The 19,344-nt window shown below is 69.3% G+C and carries 17 protein-coding genes; 6 read left to right on the forward strand and 11 right to left on the reverse strand.

The features are described 5' to 3' along the window. Window positions 1-5 precede the first annotated feature (5 nt). The 3 genes from ACQPYZ_RS32440 to ACQPYZ_RS32450 all read right to left on the reverse strand — a co-directional run bounded on the left by ACQPYZ_RS32440 (window position 6) and on the right by ACQPYZ_RS32450 (window position 3,778). Window positions 6-2,126, reverse strand: a complete 2,121-nt coding sequence (locus ACQPYZ_RS32440; RefSeq protein WP_433162766.1) for an MMPL family transporter — start codon at window positions 2,124-2,126, stop codon at window positions 6-8. 118 nt (window positions 2,127-2,244) lie between these two features. After that, the gene (locus ACQPYZ_RS32445) at window positions 2,245-3,174 is read right to left on the reverse strand and encodes a GlxA family transcriptional regulator (protein ID WP_433162768.1); all 930 of its coding nucleotides are present in this window, start codon (window positions 3,172-3,174) and stop codon (window positions 2,245-2,247) included. Window positions 3,175-3,178: 4 nt separating this feature from the next. Beyond that, window positions 3,179-3,778 carry an isochorismatase family protein gene (locus ACQPYZ_RS32450; RefSeq protein WP_433162770.1) on the reverse strand — a complete coding sequence of 200 codons (600 nt, stop codon included), beginning with the start codon at window positions 3,776-3,778 and terminating at the stop codon, window positions 3,179-3,181. 225 nt (window positions 3,779-4,003) lie between these two features. On the opposite strand from ACQPYZ_RS32450, the gene ACQPYZ_RS32455 reads away from it, so the two are divergent. Then, window positions 4,004-5,224, forward strand: coding sequence for an aldose epimerase family protein (locus ACQPYZ_RS32455; RefSeq protein ID WP_433162773.1), 1,221 nt, complete (start codon window positions 4,004-4,006; stop codon window positions 5,222-5,224). Between the two features lie 50 nt (window positions 5,225-5,274). Here the strand turns inward: ACQPYZ_RS32455 and ACQPYZ_RS32460 are convergent, their stop codons facing one another. Next, window positions 5,275-6,036 (reverse strand): SDR family oxidoreductase, encoded by a 762-nt coding sequence (locus tag ACQPYZ_RS32460; RefSeq protein WP_433162774.1) that lies wholly within the window; start codon window positions 6,034-6,036, stop codon window positions 5,275-5,277. A 78-nt stretch (window positions 6,037-6,114) separates the two neighbouring features. Between ACQPYZ_RS32460 and ACQPYZ_RS32465 the strand changes: the two genes are divergently transcribed. Further along, entirely contained in the window at window positions 6,115-6,678 is a 564-nt protein-coding gene (locus ACQPYZ_RS32465; RefSeq protein ID WP_433162776.1) for a TetR/AcrR family transcriptional regulator, read from the forward strand. On the opposite strand, the gene ACQPYZ_RS32470 is transcribed toward ACQPYZ_RS32465, so the two are convergent. Further along, on the reverse strand, window positions 6,675-7,265 hold the full coding sequence (locus ACQPYZ_RS32470; RefSeq protein WP_433162778.1) for a DJ-1/PfpI family protein: 591 nt from the start codon (window positions 7,263-7,265) through the stop codon (window positions 6,675-6,677). The two genes, ACQPYZ_RS32465 and ACQPYZ_RS32470, sit on opposite strands and share 4 nt — an antisense overlap. Window positions 7,266-7,337: 72 nt before the next feature. Here ACQPYZ_RS32470 and ACQPYZ_RS32475 point away from each other — a divergent pair, with 72 nt between their 5' ends. After that, the gene (locus ACQPYZ_RS32475) at window positions 7,338-8,252 is read left to right on the forward strand and encodes a GlxA family transcriptional regulator (RefSeq protein ID WP_433162780.1); all 915 of its coding nucleotides are present in this window, start codon (window positions 7,338-7,340) and stop codon (window positions 8,250-8,252) included. Between the two features lie 54 nt (window positions 8,253-8,306). Continuing rightward, window positions 8,307-9,515 (forward strand): cytochrome P450, encoded by a 1,209-nt coding sequence (locus tag ACQPYZ_RS32480; RefSeq protein ID WP_433162782.1) that lies wholly within the window; start codon window positions 8,307-8,309, stop codon window positions 9,513-9,515. 18 nt (window positions 9,516-9,533) lie between these two features. Here the strand turns inward: ACQPYZ_RS32480 and ACQPYZ_RS32485 are convergent, their stop codons facing one another. After that, window positions 9,534-10,970, reverse strand: coding sequence for a hypothetical protein (locus tag ACQPYZ_RS32485; RefSeq protein ID WP_433162783.1), 1,437 nt, complete (start codon window positions 10,968-10,970; stop codon window positions 9,534-9,536). A gap of 185 nt (window positions 10,971-11,155) precedes the next feature. Between ACQPYZ_RS32485 and ACQPYZ_RS32490 the strand changes: the two genes are divergently transcribed. Next, window positions 11,156-12,064 (forward strand): phosphotransferase enzyme family protein, encoded by a 909-nt coding sequence (locus tag ACQPYZ_RS32490; protein WP_433162784.1) that lies wholly within the window; start codon window positions 11,156-11,158, stop codon window positions 12,062-12,064. A 21-nt stretch (window positions 12,065-12,085) separates the two neighbouring features. Here ACQPYZ_RS32490 and ACQPYZ_RS32495 read toward each other — a convergent pair whose 3' ends face one another. Genes ACQPYZ_RS32495 through ACQPYZ_RS32510 form a run of 4 tightly spaced genes read right to left on the reverse strand, consistent with a single transcriptional unit; the run spans window position 12,086 to window position 16,373 of the window. Next, entirely contained in the window at window positions 12,086-13,189 is a 1,104-nt protein-coding gene (locus ACQPYZ_RS32495) for a Gfo/Idh/MocA family protein (RefSeq protein ID WP_433162786.1), read from the reverse strand. 38 nt (window positions 13,190-13,227) lie between these two features. After that, the gene (locus tag ACQPYZ_RS32500) at window positions 13,228-14,556 is read right to left on the reverse strand and encodes an ABC transporter substrate-binding protein (protein ID WP_433162788.1); all 1,329 of its coding nucleotides are present in this window, start codon (window positions 14,554-14,556) and stop codon (window positions 13,228-13,230) included. 19 nt (window positions 14,557-14,575) lie between these two features. Next, a complete protein-coding gene (locus ACQPYZ_RS32505; RefSeq protein ID WP_433162790.1) occupies window positions 14,576-15,460 on the reverse strand; it encodes a carbohydrate ABC transporter permease in 885 nt (294 codons plus the stop codon). Continuing rightward, complete coding sequence (locus ACQPYZ_RS32510) at window positions 15,450-16,373, reverse strand: carbohydrate ABC transporter permease (protein ID WP_433162791.1); 924 nt, start codon at window positions 16,371-16,373, stop codon at window positions 15,450-15,452. Before ACQPYZ_RS32510 ends, ACQPYZ_RS32505 begins: the two co-directional genes overlap by 11 nt. 221 nt (window positions 16,374-16,594) lie before the next feature. Between ACQPYZ_RS32510 and ACQPYZ_RS32515 the strand changes: the two genes are divergently transcribed. Beyond that, a complete protein-coding gene (locus ACQPYZ_RS32515; protein ID WP_433162792.1) occupies window positions 16,595-18,346 on the forward strand; it encodes a hypothetical protein in 1,752 nt (583 codons plus the stop codon). Here the strand turns inward: ACQPYZ_RS32515 and ACQPYZ_RS32520 are convergent. Next, entirely contained in the window at window positions 18,343-19,320 is a 978-nt protein-coding gene (locus tag ACQPYZ_RS32520; RefSeq protein ID WP_433162794.1) for an NAD(P)-dependent alcohol dehydrogenase, read from the reverse strand. The genes ACQPYZ_RS32515 and ACQPYZ_RS32520 overlap by 4 nt on opposite strands. Window positions 19,321-19,344: the final 24 nt, after the last annotated feature.

Raw genomic sequence — 19,344 nt, forward strand, 5'->3', positions numbered from 1 at the left:
CGAGCTCAGACGGTGACCAGCTCCCGTTCCGTCTGCACCGGCGCCTCCCGGTGCAGGCGGTTCGGCCACCAGGCCTTGCGTCCCAGCAGGACCATGATCGAGGGCAGCATCACGATCCGGACCAGGGTCGCGTCGATCAGTACGGCGACCGCCAGGCCGACCCCCATCTGCTTCATCTCCAGCATCCCGAGGGTGGCGAAGACGGCGAACACCGAGATCATCACCGCGGCCGCGCTGGTCACCACACCGGCCGACTCGACGATGCCCTTGCGGACCGCCTCCCGTGGCGCCAACCCCTCCGCGACGCCTTCCCGGATCCGGCCGAGCACGAACACGTGGTAGTCCATCGACAGCCCGACCAGGATGACGAACAGGAACAGCGGGATCCACGACACCACGAACCCGGCCGAGGTGAAGTCGAGCAACCCTTCCGCCCACGTGCGCTGGAAGACCAGCGCCAGTACGCCGAAGCAGGCCGCCACCGAAGCCAGGTTGAGCAGCGTCGTGACCACCGCGATCGCCACGCTGCGGAACGTCACCGCCATCATCACCAGCGTCAGTGCGAGCACGAACGCGATCACGTACGGCAGCCGGTCCCGCTGGTTGTTGCTGTAGTCAACCGACTCGGCCGACTCACCGCCGACCGCCCAGGTCGTCGACCCGAGCGCGGGCGGGGCCAACTCGGTGCGCAACTGGTTCAGCGCGGACTCGCCGTTCTCGCTGCTCTCCGGCAGCACCGACACCAACGTCAGCACCGCGGTCCCGTTCGCCTGCCGGATCGCGTCCCCCGGTGGCACCACGAACTTGCCACTTCCGACCGCGGACTCCTGCAGCCGGGTCAGCCCCGCGACCGCGTCCCCGCCCTGCGCGACGACGTCGTACGAGAGGCCGCCCTGCGACGGGAAGTTGGCCTGCAGGTCCTTGAACGTGCGCACCTCGGGGATGCTCTGCGGCAGCGTGTTCAGGTCGGCCGACTCGGTCTTCATCCCGACCGCGGGTACGGCGAGGGCCACCACGGCGACCGCGGAGATCGCCAGGGCCGCGCGCGGGTAGCGCAGTACGGGAGCTAGCACGCGACGACTGATGCCGCCCGGGCCGATGCGCCGGTTGAGCCGCCACAACAGCGGAACCCGCGGCCGGTCGACCCGGTGCCCCAGCTTCGCGAGCAGGGCGGGCAGCACGGTCAGCGAACCGAGCACCGCCACCGCAACCACCACGATCGTTGCCGTCGCCATCGACGTGAACGTCGCGTCCTGCGAGACGTACAGGCCGGCCATCGACACGATCACCGCGAACCCGGAGACCACGACCGAGTGCCCGGACGTCGCCGCGGCGATCTCGACCGCGTCCAGCGTGGTGCGACCCTTGCGCCGTTCCTCGCGTTCGCGCTTGAGGTAGAACAGCGAGTAGTCGACGCCGACCGCCATGCCGATCAGCAGCACGACGTTCGCCACCGAGCCGCCGTCCGGGAACAGGTACGACAGCGGCGCGTAGAAGCCGAGGGCGGCGCCGACGGCCGAGAACGCGAGCAGGACCGGGATGCCGGCCGCGATCAGCGCGCCGAAGGCCAGCAGCATCAGCGCGAACGTGATCGGTAGGCTGAGCATCTCCGCCTTCGCGAGGTCCTCGCCGACCTGCTTCCAGATCCCCGCGTCCACCGACGCGTTGCCGGCCTGCGTGATCGACAGCTCCGGGTTGGCCTGCTGCACCTCGGCCGTGGTGGCGACGATCTTCTCGATGTTGTCGGCGGCGTCGTCCGGGGTCCCCTTCAACTCCAGCGGGACCAGCGCGGCCTTGCCGTTCTCCGACCACACCGGCTGCCCGACGGACCGGACCGAGTCCAGTGCCGTGAGCTTCTGCCGGAGCTGGGCGATCGCCGTACCGGCGGCCGCCTTGTCCAGCGGTCCGTCCGGGTCGGTCAGCAGGACGGTCTCGGTCGGGACGTCGCCGAGCCCCGCCTTCTCGATCAGCTCCGCGGCCTGGCCGGACTGGCCGACCCAGGTGTCCTTGCTCTCCGCCTGCTGCTTCGGGATGACCACCGACATCCCGACCGCGACGACGACGAGCAGCAGCCAGAGGCCGATCGCCCGCCATGGATGAGTCGCACTCCAGCGTGCGACGCGCACAGTTACCGATCCCCTGCTCACCTTGGCCCCACCTCTCGTTCGTTCGGTCAGCACGAGCCTGACCGGACGGCGGGCGGAACTCAGGAGTCCTGAGCCCCCGGGGTGGGTGGAGCTAGGCCTACCCCGCGACCGGCTCGGCCGTCCGGGAGCGGAGGCGGCGGAGCATCCGGGCGTCCTCGAAGCCGACCGCCCGGGCGGCCGCCTCGACCGTCGTCCCGTGGCCGATCAGGTGCTCGGCGCGTTCGAGGCGGAGGAGTTGCTGGTAGCGCAGCGGGGTCAGGCCGGTCGCGGCGGTGAAGATCCGGGTAAGGGTCCGCTCGCTGACGCCGACCTGGCGGGCGAGGTCGGCGAGCAGCAGACGGTCGGCGTACCGGGCGTCGATGACGTCCTGCACCCGGTGGGCGAGGTCGCTGAGGTGACCGCGGTGCCGCAGCATCACGCTCTCCTGCAACTCGTCGCCGTTGCGGCGCGCGTACACGACCATTTCCCGTGCGACCCGGGCCGCCGCCTCGGCACCGCGGGCGACGGCGACCAGGTGCAGGGCGAGGTCGATCCCGCTGGCGATCCCGGCGGAGGTGATCACCCGGTCGTCCACGACGTACAGGACGTCACGGACGATCGTGGCCTTCGGGTACCTGGCCGCGAGTACGTCGGTGAGCTCGTGGTGGGTGGTGTAGCGCCGGCCGTCGAGCAGGCCGGCCGCGCCGAGCGCGTCGGCCCCCGAGCACACGCTCGCCACCGATCCGCCACCCGCGTAGTGGCTGCGCAGACGCTGCCTGGTCTCCGGCCCGATCGGCGGCACCGGCGACAACCGCGGTGACCGCCACCCCGGTACGACGACCAGGTCGTCCGGACCGAGGTCCGGCCACTCCAGCCGGGCCCTCACCGGCACGCCTTGAGCGGTCGGGATCTCGTCCGTCTCGGCCACGTAGCTCAGCTCGTAGCCGTACCCGAGGTCGTTCGCGGTCGAGAACACCTGCGCCGGCCCGGCCAGATCCAGCAGGTGCAGCTTCGGCACCAGCAGGAAGGCAACCTGGGTAGGTCTCATCCGGTCAGGATGGCACGGGGACGCCGGTCAGTTCGTCGAGTGTCCGAATGGTGGCGAACCGTCCCGCGAGCGCGTACTCGGTCCGCTCGGTGACGAGCTCCGGGGTAAGCGTCCGCGGATCGGCCAGGACCTCCTCGAGGGATGCGTCGGCCGGCATCGTCCAGTGCGGCAACGGGGTCGTCGCGGTCGCCTCCGTGACGAACACGACGTCGTACCCGAGGTCGGAGGCGACCCGGGCGGTCGTCTCGCAGCACTGCTCGGTACGGATGCCACTGATCACGACCTCGGTGACGCCGTGCTGGGTCAGGTACTGCTGCAGATGCGTTGTGGTGAAGGCGTTGTGCGACGTCTTGGTCATCACGAGCTCGGTGGGCAGCGGCTCCAGGCCGTCGATCAGCCGGACGTGGCCATTGACCGGGTCGAACGCGCCGCCGGTGCCGGGCTCGGTGTGCAGCACCCAGACCACCAGGTCGCCCTTGTCCCGGGCCGCGCGAACCAGGCGGTCGACCCGCTCGGCGATGTCAGGACGGTTCACCGCCTGCCAGTTCGGGCGGACCCGGAAGGACTCCTGGACGTCGATCACGATCAGTGCGGTTCGGCTCATGGCGTCCATGCTCGCGCCCGGCCGGCGTACCCCAGAAGGCCTGATCAGGGCCCGGGCCGGACCGATCCGGTCAGGCGGCGCGGAGCCTTTCGATGGCCGTGCAGTCATCGGACGAATTCGAACCGTTACGAACTGTTCCGAACACGCGGGTGGCGTGCTTATCGTGCCCAGGTCGGCGGTGGGAACGCTCTCGCCGGCTTCGGACGATTCAGTGAGGGGATTGTCATGTCTGACCAGTTACCCCGCCGCCAGGTCCTCCGGACGGCCGGGGCCATCGGCCTGGGTGCCGCCGCCGTGAGCGGCCTGAGCGGTACGGCCCAGGCCACCTCGTCCACTGGTACGGCGGATAGGTTGACCGCCATGGGCGAACATCACGGCAGGTTCGAGATCCGCAAGGACCCCTTCGGCACCACCTCCGACGGCCGGCCGGTGGACGTGTACACGTTCACCAACGGCCGGGTCACCATCTCGATGCTGACCTGGGGCGCCACCATCCAGCGGGTCGAGACCCCGGACCGGCGCGGCCGGACCCGGAACATCAGCTTCGGGTTCGACAACATGCCGGACTACGAGACGCTCAGCCCGTACTTCGGTTCGACCATCGGCCGGTACGGCAACCGGATCGCCAAGGGCCGGTTCACGCTCGACGGGACGACGTACCAGATCCCGGTCAACAACGGTGAGAACGCCCTGCACGGCGGCACGATCGGCTTCGACAAGCGGATCTGGACGGCCAAGGTCGTCCGCAGCGACAAGGCCGTCGGCGTCGCCTTCAGCTACGTCAGCCCGGACGGCGAGATGGGTTTCCCGGGCGAGCTGACCACGACCGTGACCTACACGCTCGACCGGCGGGACACCCTGCGGATCGAGTACCACGCGACCGTGGCCGGCAAGGCGACCGTGGTGAACCTGACCAATCACGTGTACCTCAACCTGGCCGGCGAAGGCAGCGGCTCGATCGAGGGCCACGTGCTCCAGCTGGACGCGCCGTCGTACACCCCGGTCGACGCCGGGCTGATCCCGACCGGCGAGATCGCGCCGACGGCCGGTACGCCGTTCGACTTCAGCCGGCCGACCGCGATCGGAAAGCGGATCCGTGACGACCACCCGCAGCTCGTGATCGGGCGCGGGTACGACCACAACTTCGTCCTCGGTGACGAGCCGGACCGCAACGGCCTGCGGTACGCCGGACGCTTCTGGGAGCCCGAGGACGGCCGCACCGTCACCGTCCACACCACCGAGCCGGGCGCCCAGTTCTACAGCGGCAACTTCCTCGACGGCACCTTCCAGGGCATCGGCGGCAAGTCCTACCGCCAGGGCGACGCCTTCGCCTTCGAGACCCAGCACTTCCCCGACTCCCCGAACCACCCCAACTTCCCGTCCACCGTCCTCCGCCCCGGCGAGACCTACCGCTCCACCACGACCTACACCTTCGACACGAAGTAGGCACGGCTCGTGGTGCAGGACGCCGTACGACGTCCTGCACCACGACGGACTCAGCGCTCGTTCGGGCCGAGCCAGAGTCCCCCGTTGGCCTCGAGAACCTGGCCGGTGACCCAGCGCGCCTCGTCCGAGGCGAAGAACGTGATCACGTCGGCGATGTCGCCGGACTGACCGTGGCGGCCGAGGGCGACCATGCCGGCGACCCGGGCGGCGGCGGCCGGATCCTGCAGCCAGCCGTTCATGTCGGTCTCGGTGATGCCGGGCGACACGGCGTTCACGGTGATCCCCCGAGGGCCCAACGTGCGGGCCAGCGAGCGGGTGAAGACGTTCAGCGCGCCCTTGGTCATCGCGTAGGTGATCTCCGGCTGGGCGAACCAGGTCACGCCGGACGACACGTTGACGATCCGGCCGCCGTCCGGGATCAGCGGCAGCACCCGCTGGGTGAGGAACAGCGGTGTCTTCACGTTGACCGCAACCAGGCGGTCGAACTGCTCCGGGCCGACGTCCTCGATGCCGTCGGCGTAGTCGACGACCGCGGCGTTGTTCACCAGGATGTCCAGGCCCGCGCCGTCCAGACCGGCCACCAGGCCGTCGTACAGAGCATCGACGGCGCTGTCGGTCCCGAACTCCGCCTGTACGGCGAACGCCTGGCCGCCGGCCGCGACGATCGCCTCGACCGTCTCCTTGGCCGCCGCCTCGTTCGTGCTGTAGTGCACCGCGACCCGCGCGCCGTCCGCGGCCAGCCGCTCGGCCACCGCCCGGCCGATCCCGCGAGACGCTCCGGTCACCAGTGCCGTCTTTCCGTTCAGGCTCATCGCTGCAGTCCTCCTCGAATGGAACGATCCCTAACATGAACGATAGGGAACGATCCCTAACATTGCTACCCTGGGTTCGTGAAAACCCGCAGGAGTTCGGAGGAGACCCGTGAGCACGTGCTCACGGTCGCGCACGACCTCTTCTACTGGCAGGGCATCCGGGCGATCGGCGTGGACCGGATCGCGACCGAGGCCGGGATCGCACCGACGACGCTGTACCGGCTGTTCGCGTCGAAGGACGACCTGATCGCGGCGTACGTCGCGCGCGCGTACGACGCCTATCGCGAGTGGTTCCGGACGGCGGTCGACCGGGGTGGTGACGATCCACGCCGGCGGGTGCTCGCACTGTTCGACGAGCAGAACGTGATGCTCCAGCCGGACGTCTGCCGCGGCTGCCCGTTCCTGATGGTGCTGACCGAGTTCCCGGATCCGGAGTTGTCCAGTCACCAGCAGGCGATCCGGCTCAAGGAGTGGGTCCACGACCAGTTCGTCGTACTGGCGTCCGAGTTGGAAGCCGGCGATCCGGACCGGCTGGCCACTCAATTGACGTTGATCTTCGAGGGCGCGTACGCGTCCGTCCAGGCGCTTGGGGTCGAGGGGCCCGCCGGGCACGCGCGGGCCCTGGTGGAGACGCTGATCTAGCCTCTCCGCCAGACCGTTCCCTGACGGTCGCGGCCGATCCATTGCTCGAGGGCGACGGTCTCCGCGGCCGCGCCGAGTTCGCGCTCGAGGAGCCACGAGGCCAGGTCGACGCCGGCGAACCAACCAGATCCACAGGTGACCAGGTCGCCGTCGTCGACGATCCGCGCGTCGATCACCTCGGCCCACGCGCGCAGGCGGTCGTAGTCGGCCCGGTGGGTGGTCGCCGGCCGGCCGTCGATCAGGCCAGCGGCGCCCAGCAGCAGTGACCCCGAGTCGATCCCGGCCAGCACCAGCTTGTTGCCTCCGGCCCGTTTCGCGTCGGCCAGCTGCTTCGGGATGACGCCGCGCTCGATCTCCTCCAGGATCCACCCGCCGGACACCGCGAGCACCCGCGCGGTCGTCGGCGACCAGGGCTCCAGGCCGGCGAACGTCGTTCCGTAGCACCCGGTGACCTCGGTCGCACCGTCCGCGGTCACCAGCCGGGCATCCACGGCCAGCCCTCGCCGCTGCGCGTTCGCGAACACCGCGTACGTCGCCAGCGCATCCACCTCGGCCACACCCTCGAACATCAGTACGTCGATCCGCATACCCGTCAGCCTGCGAGCGTCGCGGCCTCGACCGTGAGTGGCCGGAAAGACATGATCAGCTAGATTCGCGCCATGATCACCGTCGCCGTACTGGCCCTGGAGGGCGCGATCGGGCTCGAACTGGCCGGCGCCTGCCAGGTGTTCGCCAGCGCCGGCCGGTACGACGTCCGCGTCTGCGGCTCACCCGGTACGACGCTGATGGCGCACGACCGCCCGATCCTCCGGGCCGAGGCGCCGTACCCGCTCGAGGAAGCGCTGGCCGCGCACACGCTGATCGTGCCCGCCGCCTTCGAGCCGAGTGACGAGGTGGTGGAACTGGTCCGTGAAGCACACCGGCGAGGGGTGCGGATCGCGTCGATCTGCACGGGCGCGTTCGTGCTCGCGGCGGCCGGCGTACTGGACGGGCGGCGGGCCGCGACGCACTGGGCCCACGCCGACGAGCTCGCTCGCCGCTACCCGGAGGTCGAGGTGGTCGTCGACGCGCTCTACCTGGACGACGGCGACGTACTCACCTCCGCGGGCATCACCGCCGGCCTGGACCTCTGCCTGCACCTGGTCCGGCGCGACCACGGCTCGGCCGTCGCCGCGGCAGTCGCCCGCCGCCTGGTGATGGCGCCGCACCGGGACGGCGGCCAGGCGCAGTTCGTCGTCGCACCTGTTGTCGCGGGCAACGATTCGCTGGAGCCGGTGATGCGCTGGATGCGCGACCACCTGGCCGAACCGCTCACCCTCACCACCATCGCCGCCCAGGCCGCCGTGAGCCCCCGCACCCTCTCCCGCCAGTTCCGCGCCCAGACCGGTACGACACCCCTCCAGTGGCTGATCCGCCAACGCCTCGCCCGCGCCCAGGAACTCCTCGAGACCACCACCCTCCCGATCGGCCGGATCGCCACCGAGTGCGGCTTCACCACCCCACTGCTCCTCCGTCAGCACTTCACCAGGACCTTCGCGACCACCCCCACCAACTACCGCCGCAGCTTCGGCTGAGTTCGACGCGCCCGGGTCGCGCAAAGGGTTGCCTAAGTCGCTTAGGGTCGAGCCATGTCGGAGCCGGTGTTGCAGATCCCGTTCGAGGACGCCTTTCGGTTCGATCCGTCGCCGACCTTCGCCGAGCTCCGGGAGAACCGGCCGGTCGCGCGGGTGCGGACGCTCGCCGGCGCCGAGGTCTGGCTGGTGACCCGGTACGACGACGTCCGGATGGTGCTCGCGGATCCGCGGTTCTCCCGGGCCGCCGTGGTGAAGCAAGGCGCGCCCCGGGTCGCGCTGGCGAAGCCGATGCCGAACAGCCTGACCACGACGGACCCGCCGGAGCACACCCGGCTGCGGAAGCTGGTGTCGTCGACGTTCGCGCACCGCCGGATCGAGCGGACGCGGCCGTGGGTGGCGGAGCTGTCCGCCCGGCTCGCGGACGACGTGGCCGCGGCCGGCGACGGCGCGGACCTCCGGCAGCTGGTCGCGCTGCCGCTGCCGATCCAGGTGATCTGCCAGCTGCTCGGCGTACCGTACGAGGACCGCGAACAGTTCCGGGAGTGGACCGAGCTCGGCTACAGCATGCGGATGGCGGAGAAGGATCTCGTCGAGGACGCGATGACGAGCCTGACCGCGTACATCGAGGCCCTGGTCACCAGGAAGCTGGCGAACGCCGACCGGCCGGCCGAGGACCTGCTCGACGAGCTCGTCCGCGCGCGGGAGGAGGGCGACCGGCTCAGTCAGGACGAGCTGATCGCGTTCGGCGTCAACCTGCTGGTCGCCGGCCACGAGACGTCGGCGAACCAGATCTCCAGCTGTGTCGCCACCCTGCTGCGGTGGCCGGACAACTGGGCGAAGCTGGTCGCCAACCACGACCTGGTGCCATCGGCCGTCGAGGAGCTGCTGCGGTTCAACCGCTTCAGCGAGGTCGGACAGCTGCGGGTCGCGATCGAGGACGTCGAGCTGCACGGCGTACAGATCAAGGCCGGCGAAGGGGTGATGGCGGCGCTGAACTCGGCCAACCGGGATCCGCGCGCGTACGCCGAACCCGACGAGCTGCGGCTGGACCGACAGGACAACAAGCACCTGTCGTTCGGCTTCGGCCCGCACTTCTGCCTCGGCGCGCAACTGGCCCGGATCGAGCTGCAGGAGTCGCTGCTCGCGCTGGTACGCCGCTTCCCGCGGCTGAGCCTGGCCAAGCCGGCCGAGGAGCTCGAGTGGCGACGCGTGCTCGTCAGCGGTCTCGCGGAACTGCCGGTGAACCTCGGCCTCGACGGCTGAGGTCCACCGGCGGTCGCCCTAGTTCTGGGACGCGAACACGACGCCGTGCTCGGTCTCGTACTGCTCGATGAACCGCGCGGCCATCGGCTCGCTCGACGCGATCGCGTCGGCCAGCGTCTTCGCGGTCCGCTCGCGGCCGTCCGGCCAGTCCGACAGCAGGGCGTACGCCCGCATCCGCTTCTTCTCCAGCGCGGTCGGCTCCGGCTGGTCCTCGGCCGGCTTGTCCGCCTCGACCTTCTCGGTCTTCTGGACGACGACCGGCTCCGGCGTGGGCCGCACCTGCTCGACCTTGGGCGTGGTGATCAACGCTGGCGGCGAGGTGTCGGTGGTGTCCGCGAACGGCGACGGCGGCTGCGGCTTCTGCACCAGCGGCTCGGCCTTCGGCTGCGGCGCGAACGGCTTCAGCTTGCCGTTCACCGCCGAGGACGCCGTCCCGTTCTGGACGACGTGCTGCGGCTCGCTCTCGTCCTCGACCACGACCGCCTCGGCGACCGGCTCGTCGTTGTCGTTGCGGTCCGGTGTCTGGTCGACGATCGCCATCAGCTCACCGGTCCAGGCGTCCTCGTCGCGCAACGAGACGCCGGTGCTGTCCGCGCGCAGCGGTCGCGGCTGCCCGCCCTCGAGCACCCACACCGCGGCCGGCACCCGCGGCTCCTCGGTCTGCTCCGGCGGCGGCGAGATCGCCTTGGTCAGCTTGTTGGTGATGACCTCGTAGTTGATCCGCTCCTCGAGCATCCCGGCCAGCCGATCCGGGTCGTACGTCGTCTCGGCGATCTTGGCCAGCCGCTCGTCCTGGTGCTCCGAACGGATGTACTCGGCAACGGTCCCGGCGATCGCCTCCCGGCGGCTCCGGTTGCGGATCTGGTGCTGGGCGGCGCGGAGGCTCTCGTACAGGCCGTACCCGTGCTCGATCGCCAGCGACCGCGCGAGCCAGGTGACCTTCGGCTCGCGGATCCACTGCACGACGCCGTACACCGGGCCGGTCTCACGCATCTGCCCGGCGCGGCGCAGCGCATCGCGACGACGGGCCGAGCTGTGGATCAGCCAGAGCACGTAGGCGAACGCGGACAGGCCGCCGAAGCCGAAGGCGAGGAACCGCTCCTCCGGGCGCCAGTGGCCGACCACGTTGAAGACGACCGCGACCAGGGCCGCGAAGAACGACATCGCGCGGTAGGCGTAGGCCTGCTCACCCTTGCGCCGGCGCAGGTCGGCGAGCGCGGCGGTGGCCACACCACCGAGCTCGAGCACGGCCACCGCGGGGGTGACGACGGCGATCTTGAGGACCGTCGACCAGCCGGTCTCCGGCCAGGGGATATGGGTCACGCCGGCCCAGACCTGGCCGACAAGTGCGGCCGCGGCCGCAGTGGCGTAGAACGCATAGGCGACCTTGTCCGCACCGGTAAGAGGTACGTTCGCCAGTTCGCCAGTACTGGTGTTGCTGGTGTTCTCCTGCAAGACGTGGTCTCCTGACCGGTTTGGGCTCTCCGGCAGTTTCGTCGGGTGATGGTACGGCGGCCTCCCCCTAGGGCGCTGCAAGAGGCTACCGGTTCCCGGCCCCCGAAGGGGAGGCGAATCCGGAAACGTCTCGAACCTCCCCACTCCGTCCCGACTTCACACCTGCGAGTTCTACGCTCGTCGTCGTGCTTCCGACATTGCGTTCACTGCCCGAGCCCACCGCGCTGACGACGTACCTGAGCGATCGGTACGGCCTCGCCTTCACCGGCTGCACGCTGCTCCGCTCGCTGGTGAACGACGTCTACGAGGTCACCACCACGGACGCCCGCTACGTCCTCAAGCTCTACCGGTACGACGGCCGCGCGGTGGACGAGATCCGTTGGGAGACAGGGCTTGCGGCTCATCTGGTCGCTCGCGGACTGCGGACACCACGGGTCGTTCCGCTGCCCGGCGGGGACCCGGTCGGAGTGCTCGACGCACCCGAGGGACCACGGCCGTTCGTGCTGCAGGAGTACGTCGACGGGAGCAAACCGCCGTACGAGCCGGAGCTGTATCGGGAGTTCGGCGTACTGGTTGCCGAGTTCCACGAAAAGGCGGATTCCTATGTGTCCGAATTTCCGCGCGGTCCCGTCGACCTGTCACAAAGCCTCGACGATCTTCACCCGTATCTTGCATCCGCGGAGGAAAACCTGCTCCGGGACCTGATGGCCGCTGTACGGAACAACGTCACGCAGTACACCCCGCGGCCCGGCATCTGCCACGGCGACGTGAGCCTCGACAATCTGCTCGTCGTCGGCAACGACCTCGTGCTGTACGACTTCGACCTCGCCGGCCCCGGCTACCGCGCCACCGACTTCACCGGCGTCGCGTCGACGCCGTACTGGGAGGACTTCAAGGCCGGCTACGGCACCCGCCTCCCGATCACCCCCGACGACGAGGCCGCCATCCCCTACCTTGGCGTCGCCGCGCGGATCGCGAACCTGCGCTTCCACCTGATCGACAAACCGCGCTTCCGCGGCGCCGAGTCCCGCACCGAGGGCTGGGCCGACCGAGAGCTGACCGCACTGAGGAAGGCAGCCGGCCAGCTTCTCTGACGCGTCAACTGTTGGCCGTCGTCACGCGGTCCAGGGCGCTCCCAGTTCGCTGAAGAGGGCCAGTTCGTCGGAGGCGCGGTCGATCCACGACTCGACGTCCTGCACGATCGGGTGGCGGTCGAGGCCTTCCCCTTCCCACCGGATCAGCGCCGGCGGGATCTCGCGCGGTGCCGCCGCGACGCGGACCGCCTCGACGACCTTCGTGAACCCACCGGTCGCGGAGACCGGCACGTACAGCGGCACGGCGGGATCCGCGCGATGGGCGAGCAGGTTCTCCAGCAGGTCTTCCCGCTCATACTTGCGGGCCTGTAGACAGCTGCCCTCGTAGATCTCGAGTGTGTCCGAGGCATACTTCAGGACTGCGCGACCGGTCGAGCCGTGCACGATGACCTGCGGCTCGAGGTGCTCCGTCGCGCACAACGTGACCGCCACGAGGATCGGCGTACCCCGGCCGGTCACGACCCGGACCGTCGTCGTGTCGTCGGACTCGATCGCGTTGGCCCGGAACAGCTCGGTCTCCACCGACCGTACGTCGTCCACGCCGGTCGACCCGTCGAGCAGCAACGCGGCCGCGGTCGAGTGCGCCAGCGGGTTCGTCACCGCGCCATCGACCACCGCGACCCCGTCGAGGGTACGGCGACCCGCCCAGCGGGCCCGTTGGAAGTACCGCGCCGTCCGCACCCATTTGCCGACCGCACTGATCCCGCGAAGCTCACCGAACCGGCCGTCGGCCACCATCTGCGCCAGCTTCAACGTCGCCGTGGACGCCTGCGCCTGGAACCCGATCTGACACGCCCGGCCGGTCTCGTCGACCAGCGCGGACAGCCGCTCGAACTCGGCCAGCGACGCCGTCGGCGGTTTCTCCAGCAGTACGTCGGCGCCGGCCCGCATCGCCAGCTCCGCGAGCGGGACGTGCGTCTGGATCGGCGTACTGACGATCACCACGTCGACCTCGGTCGACGCGAGCAACTCGTCGAGCCCGCCGTACACCTGGACGCCGGTGGGCAGGCCCTCGGCCGGCCGAGGGTCGGCGACGGCGACCAGGCGGGCGCGGCCGGTCTCGGCCAGCCGCGCGACGTTCCGGACGTGGGACGCCCCGTGGCCGTGGACCCCTGCCACGGCCACCCGGGGCGTCATCGGCAATCAGTTGCCATCAGCAACACTTACTTGAGCTCCCCGTTGACCTCGTCGATGAATCCCTGCGCGGCCTTGTCCGGCGTCTGCCGGCCGAACAGCACCTCGGTGGTGTACCGCTGGATGATCTTCTCCACCTGACCACCACCCACCGGCGGCGCCGGCGACGGGTCGCCGAGCTCCTTGCCGATGTCCTGGATGAACTTGGCCGACGCGGCGTCGGCCGGCTGCAGCTTCGGCGTCACCGCCGAGCGGATCTCGGTGTTCGGCGGCACGCCCCGCTCCGCCAGCAGGATGTTACCCGCCGCGGTGCTGTTGGCCAGGTAGTTCACGAACTCGGCGGCCTCCTTCTGGTGCTTCGACCGCGACGAGATCGACCAGAACATCGAGCCCTTGTAGTAGGACCCGTTCGCCTCGGCCTTGCCCTCGACACTCGGCACGCGGAGCAGCTTGAGCTCCTTGCCGGCCGCCTTGCTCATCGCGTTCAGCTGGTTGCTCCACATCCAGCTCATCGCCAGCTTGCCGGTGGCCATCGCGGACTGGTCGAGCGCGGCGTTCATGTCCTGGGAGACGAACTCGGCGGACGGGATCGCCTTGGCGTCCCGCAGCTTGAGGACCTGCTGGTAGAACGCGGTCACCTGCTCGGCCGAGACGCCGAGCTTGCCGTCCTGGGTCCACAGCGACTCACCGTGCTGGCGGGCCCACAGGTTCAGTGCGGCCTCGTTGGTGCCGGGGGCACCGGTGCCCCAGCCCTTGCCGGCCAGCTTGGTGCTGAGCTCGGCGGCGATCCGGGTGTAGTCGTCCCAGGTCCAGGTGGTGTCGTCCGGCATGGCCACACCGGCCGCCTTGAAGACGGCGGGGTTCGCCACGATCGCGAACGAGTTGATGCCGGCGTTCAGGCCGTACAGTCCGCCGTCGAACTCACCGGCCTTGAGGGTGTCCTCCTCGAACTTGCCGGTGTCCAGGCCCTCGGCCTTCTTCAGGTCGAGCAGCGCGCCGCGGTCGGCGTACTCACGAAGGTACTTCTCGTCCATCTGGATGATGTCCGGCGCGTCGTTCGCGGCGACCGTGGTGGCGAGCTTGTCCCAGTAGCCGGACCACTCGCCGAACTCACCCTTGATCTTCACGTTCGGGTGGTCCTTCTGGTAGGCGTCGATCGCCTGCTGGGTCAGCTTGGTCCGGGTGTCACCACCCCACCAGGTGAACCGCAGGGTGACCTCGCCGCCGTCGGCGGAATCGCCGCCGGGACCGCCGGAGTCGCCGCCGCAGGCACTGACGGCGAGCAGGCCGGACGCGATCGCGACAGCGGCCATGGTTCGCAGGCGCCGGCCCGCGGTGGGTGGGATGTGCGGCCTCATGATGTGCACCTTTCAGGGATTACTTGATGCCGGTGGTGGCGATGCCCTTGATCAGGAACCGCTGGCCGAGCAGGAAAGCGAGGAAGATGGGAACGAGGGAGACGACCGACATCGCGAACATCGAGCCCCACGAGGACTCCGCGGTCGCGTCGACGAACGACCGCAGGGCCACCGGGACGGTGTACATCTTCGGGTCGGTCAGGTAGATCAGCTGGCTGAAGAAGTCGTTCCAGGTCCAGATGAACGTGAAGATCGTGGTGGTCGCGAGCGCCGGCACCATCAGCGGCAGGATCACCCGCAGGAAGATGCCGCCCCGGCCGCAGCCGTCGATCCGGGCGGCCTCGTCCAGCTCGCGCGGGATGCCGCGGATGAACTGCACCATCAGGAAGACGAAGAACGCGTCGGTGGCCAGCAGTTTCGGCACGACCAGCGGGAGGAACGTGTTGATCCAGCCGGCCTGCGAGAACAGGATGTACTGCGGCACGATCACCACGTGGATCGGCAGCATGATGCTCAGCAGCATGATCGCGAACCAGAGCTTCTTGCCGGTGAACTCCAGCCGTGCGAACGCGTACGCCGCCATCGAGCAGGACACCAGGTTGCCCAGCACCGAGCCGAACACCACCGCCGCGGAGTTCAGCAGGTAGCGGGTGAACGGCTCGGTGAGCGCGTTCCAGCCGACCCGGTAGTTGTCGATGTGCAGGTCGCGCACCAGGATGCTCGGTTCGCGGAAGATCTCGTTGCCCGGCCGCAGCGAACTGACCACCATCCAGATCACCGGGTAGAGCATCACCAGGGCGGCGGCCGCCAGCGCGACGTGGATCACCGCCGGCCGTATCCGCGCCCAGGTCAGGCCGGCCGTGCTCCGGGCGGCGACCGTGCCGCGCATCGTCTCAGTCGTCATAGAACACCCAGTACTTCGAGGCGAAGAAGTTCGCCGCGGTGAAGACCCCGATGATCACGAGCAGGAACCACGCCATCGCGGACGCGTAGCCCATGTCGAAATTGCCGAAGCCCCGGTCGTAGAGGTAGAGCGTGAAGAACATGGTCGAGTCCGACGGCCCGCCGGTTCCCCCGGAGACGACGAACGCCTGGGTGAACGACTGGAACGCGTGGATGATCTGCAGCACCAGGTTGAAGAAGATGATCGGCGTCAGCAGCGGCAGCGTGATCCGGAAGAACCGGCCGAGGACGCCGGCGCCGTCCACCGACGCGGCCTCGTAGTACATCGTCGGGATCTGCCGCAGGCCGGCCAGGAAGATCACCATCGGCGAGCCGAACGTCCACACGTTCAGCACGACCAGCGTGCCGAGCGCCGTACTCGGATCGGAGATCCAGCCCTTGCCGTCGATACCGACCAGCGCGAGCACCTGGTTCAGCAGACCCTCGGTGCCGAACACCTGCCGCCACAGAATCGCGATCGCGACGCTGGAGCCGAGCAGGGACGGCAGGTAGAAGACCGAGCGGTAGAACGCCATCCCGCGCACACCGCGGTCGAGGACGACCGCCAGCAGCAGGGCGACCGCCAACTGCAGCGGCACCGAGACGAACACGTACGTGAACGTGACCCGGAGCGAGTTGTGCAGCCGCTCGTCGGACAGCATCCGGGTGAAGTTCTCGAACCCGATCCACTGGGGCGCCTGGATCAGGTTGTAGTCCGTGAACGACAGGTACAGCGAGGCCAGCATCGGCCCGATGGTGATCAGGAACAGCCCGAGCAGCCACGGCGCCAGAAACAGATACGCGGCCAGATTGTCTTTCTTCTGCCCTGCGGGTTTCTTGCCGCGGAGCGAACCGAGCTCGCCCAGCGCACTCATACTTTCTTACCTCCAGAAACCTCCCAGGCCAGCGGAAAGCGCTTGCCTTGGCCGGTCAAATTAGTCCAAGAAACCGGTTCACACAAGACTCTGCGTCGCCTCCGCCTGACCGGATGCGGTCAGCTGCGAAGTCTTGACAGGACAAAGCCCCACGGACACAGTTACGGACGTTTCGGCAACCGCTTACCAAGTCAGCTGGTTCGATCCCCTGGGAGAACCCGATGCATCGTCGTACGTTCCTCGCCGGCTCGCTCACCACGCTGTCGGCCGGCGCGCTCTTGCCGGCCACCGCGGCGGGCGCGGACGCGGCTCCTGTCGACGACGACTTCCTGACGCTGCTGACCACCGCGAACCAGGCCCAGATCCCGGTCGTGCTGGCCAACCTGCAGAACCCGTCCGACAGCGTCCGGACCGTCGCCCGCAAGGCCCGGCGCCTGGTGTCCGGGTACGTCTGGGGCAGGTCGTCGTACCACCACGACGCGTCGCTGCTGGCACCGCTGCAGTGGCTGGCCGAGCAGCTCGCCGCCCGCCAGCACGAGGACGGCCTGTACGACGTCGGCAACCTGCACTCGCCGCCGGACAGCTCGTTCGCGATCCAGGACGTCGCGATGGTCTACGGACTGCTCGACGCCGACGACCAGCCGGCCACCGAGCCGCACCGCGCGATCCTGGCGAAGGTACTGCGGAAGGCCGGGCCGGCCATCGCGACCGGCGGGGTCCACACGCCCAACCACCGCTGGGAGATCGCGGCCGCGCTCGCGCGCACGCACCACCTGTTCCCGGACCGCCGGTACGCCGCCCGGATCGACGACTGGCTCGACGAGGGCATCGACGCGACCCCGGACGGCATCTACTCCGAACGCAGCTCGACGTACGCGTCCGAGGTGACGAACCACTGCCTGCTCGCGATCGCCTGGGTGCGGAACAAGCCGGAGCTGCTCGAGTACGTGCGACGCAACCTGGACGCGACGCTGTCCTTCCTCGAGCCGAACGGCGAGGTCGACACGATCGCGTCCCGGCGGCAGGACCAGACCCGGATCCGCGAGGTCTGGTGGTACCTGACGCAGTTCCGCGAGCTCGCCCTGCACACCGGCGACGGACGCTTCTCGACTGTTGCCAAGAGCATCGAGCAACGTGGCACCGGTGAGCTCGGCGACTTCCTGGCCGAGGTGCTGGAGCGGCCGGAGCTCGCCGCGGTGCTGCCGACGCCGGAGCCGTTGCCGACGGACTTCGCCCGGCACTTCCCGTCCCAGGCGTCGGCCCGGATCCGCCGCGGCTCCAGGACCGCGTCAGTCTTCGGCGGGACGGATTTCCACGACATCCCGGTGATCGCGTCCGGGTTGTCCACGAACCCGACGTTCTTCAAGCTGCGCAGCGGTTCCGCGATCCTCGACTCGGTCCGGCTGTCGCCGCAGTTCTTCAGCACCGGGCACTTCCGCAGCGACGGAATGCGCCGGGTCGGGCCGCGGACCTACAAGTTGGCGCAGGAGGTGAAGGTGCCGTACCACCTGCCGTTGCCGAAGCGATACCGCCGGGAGGACGGTCGCTACGCACTGACCCCGGACGGCCGGTTCTACGCGTCGATGGACTTTCCGCACCGCCCGAAGCACTACCGCAGGTTGCGCACCGAGGTGACGATCGTCGAGGTCGGCGACGGCTGGGACCTGGCGTTCGAGTTCGACGGCGACGAGACGGCGTACGCGATCGAGCTCTGCTTCCGCACCGGCGTTACGTTGTCCGGCGTGGAGGCGTTGAGTGCTCCGGGCAACTATCAGCTCGTGTCCGGGACCGGCACGTACACCGTCGGTTCCGACCGGATCTCGTTCGGCCCCGGCAATGGTGATGCGCGCGTCGCCATGGATCCGGGCGAGCGCTACACCTACCTCGGCGGCAGCCTGACACCGGACGGTCAGCGGGTGTACCTCACCGGCCGCACACCTGGCCGGCAGACGCTGCGGCTACGTACCTTCTAGACCGTGATCACGACCTTGGCGCGGGCGTGCTCGGTCTCGACGTACCGTAGGGCTTCGGCGATCTCAGCGAGTGGGTAGGTGCGGTCGATGGCCGGGATCAACTGCCTGGCCTCGACCATCGTCCGGAGTGCGGTGAGGCTGTCCACACTGGGCTTCGCGTCGAAGGTGACGATTCGCTGCCGGACGAAGCGGGACAGCAGGGCACCGCGCATGATCAGGCCGACCGGCCCGAACACACTGCCGCCGCGGAACACTCCCCCGCCGGACAGGACGAGCACGCCCTCCGGCGTCAGCGCCCGTCGCAGGTCGCCGAGTGACCGGTTCCCCACCAGGTCGAGGACGACGTCGTACCGCTGCCGGGTGAAGTCGTCGCGCGAGTAGTCGACGACCTGGTCGGCGCCGAGCGATCGCATCAGGTCGACGTTCCGCGTGCTGCAGACCGCGGTCACGTGCGCCTCGAGCGCCTTGGCGATCTGTACGGCGAACGTCCCGACGCCACCGGAGGCGCCGTTGATGACGAGGCGTTGACCGGCCTTGACCTGTGCCACGTCGCGCAGTCCTGTCAGGGCGGTGTTCGCGGCGAGCGGCATCGCGGCCGCCTGCTCGAAGGTCAGGTTGGCCGGCTTGTCGTCGACCACGCTCTCGGGCGCCACGACGTACTCCGCGAACGCTCCCGGCGCCTCGCCGTACACTTCGTCCCCGGGCTTGAGGCGGGTGACGTCCGGCCCGACGGCCTCCACGACACCGGCGAAGTCCGTGCCGAGCACGTTCTTGGGTGCGCGGAGCCCGAACGATCCCGGATCCATCAGGCGGGCGACGTACGGATCGCCGCGCATGACGTGCCAGTCGCGGGCGTTCACCGACGCCGCCCGCACCCGGACGACCACCTGATCCCCGGTAGGGCCGGGCTGCTCGGTCTCTCGCACCTCGAGCACGTCCGGACCGCCGTATCGCGCCTGCGCCACCGCTCTCATGCTCCGACCGTATTCGGCCGGACA

This window comes from Kribbella sp. CA-247076 (assembly GCF_050942445.1).
GTDB lineage: Bacteria > Actinomycetota > Actinomycetes > Propionibacteriales > Kribbellaceae > Kribbella.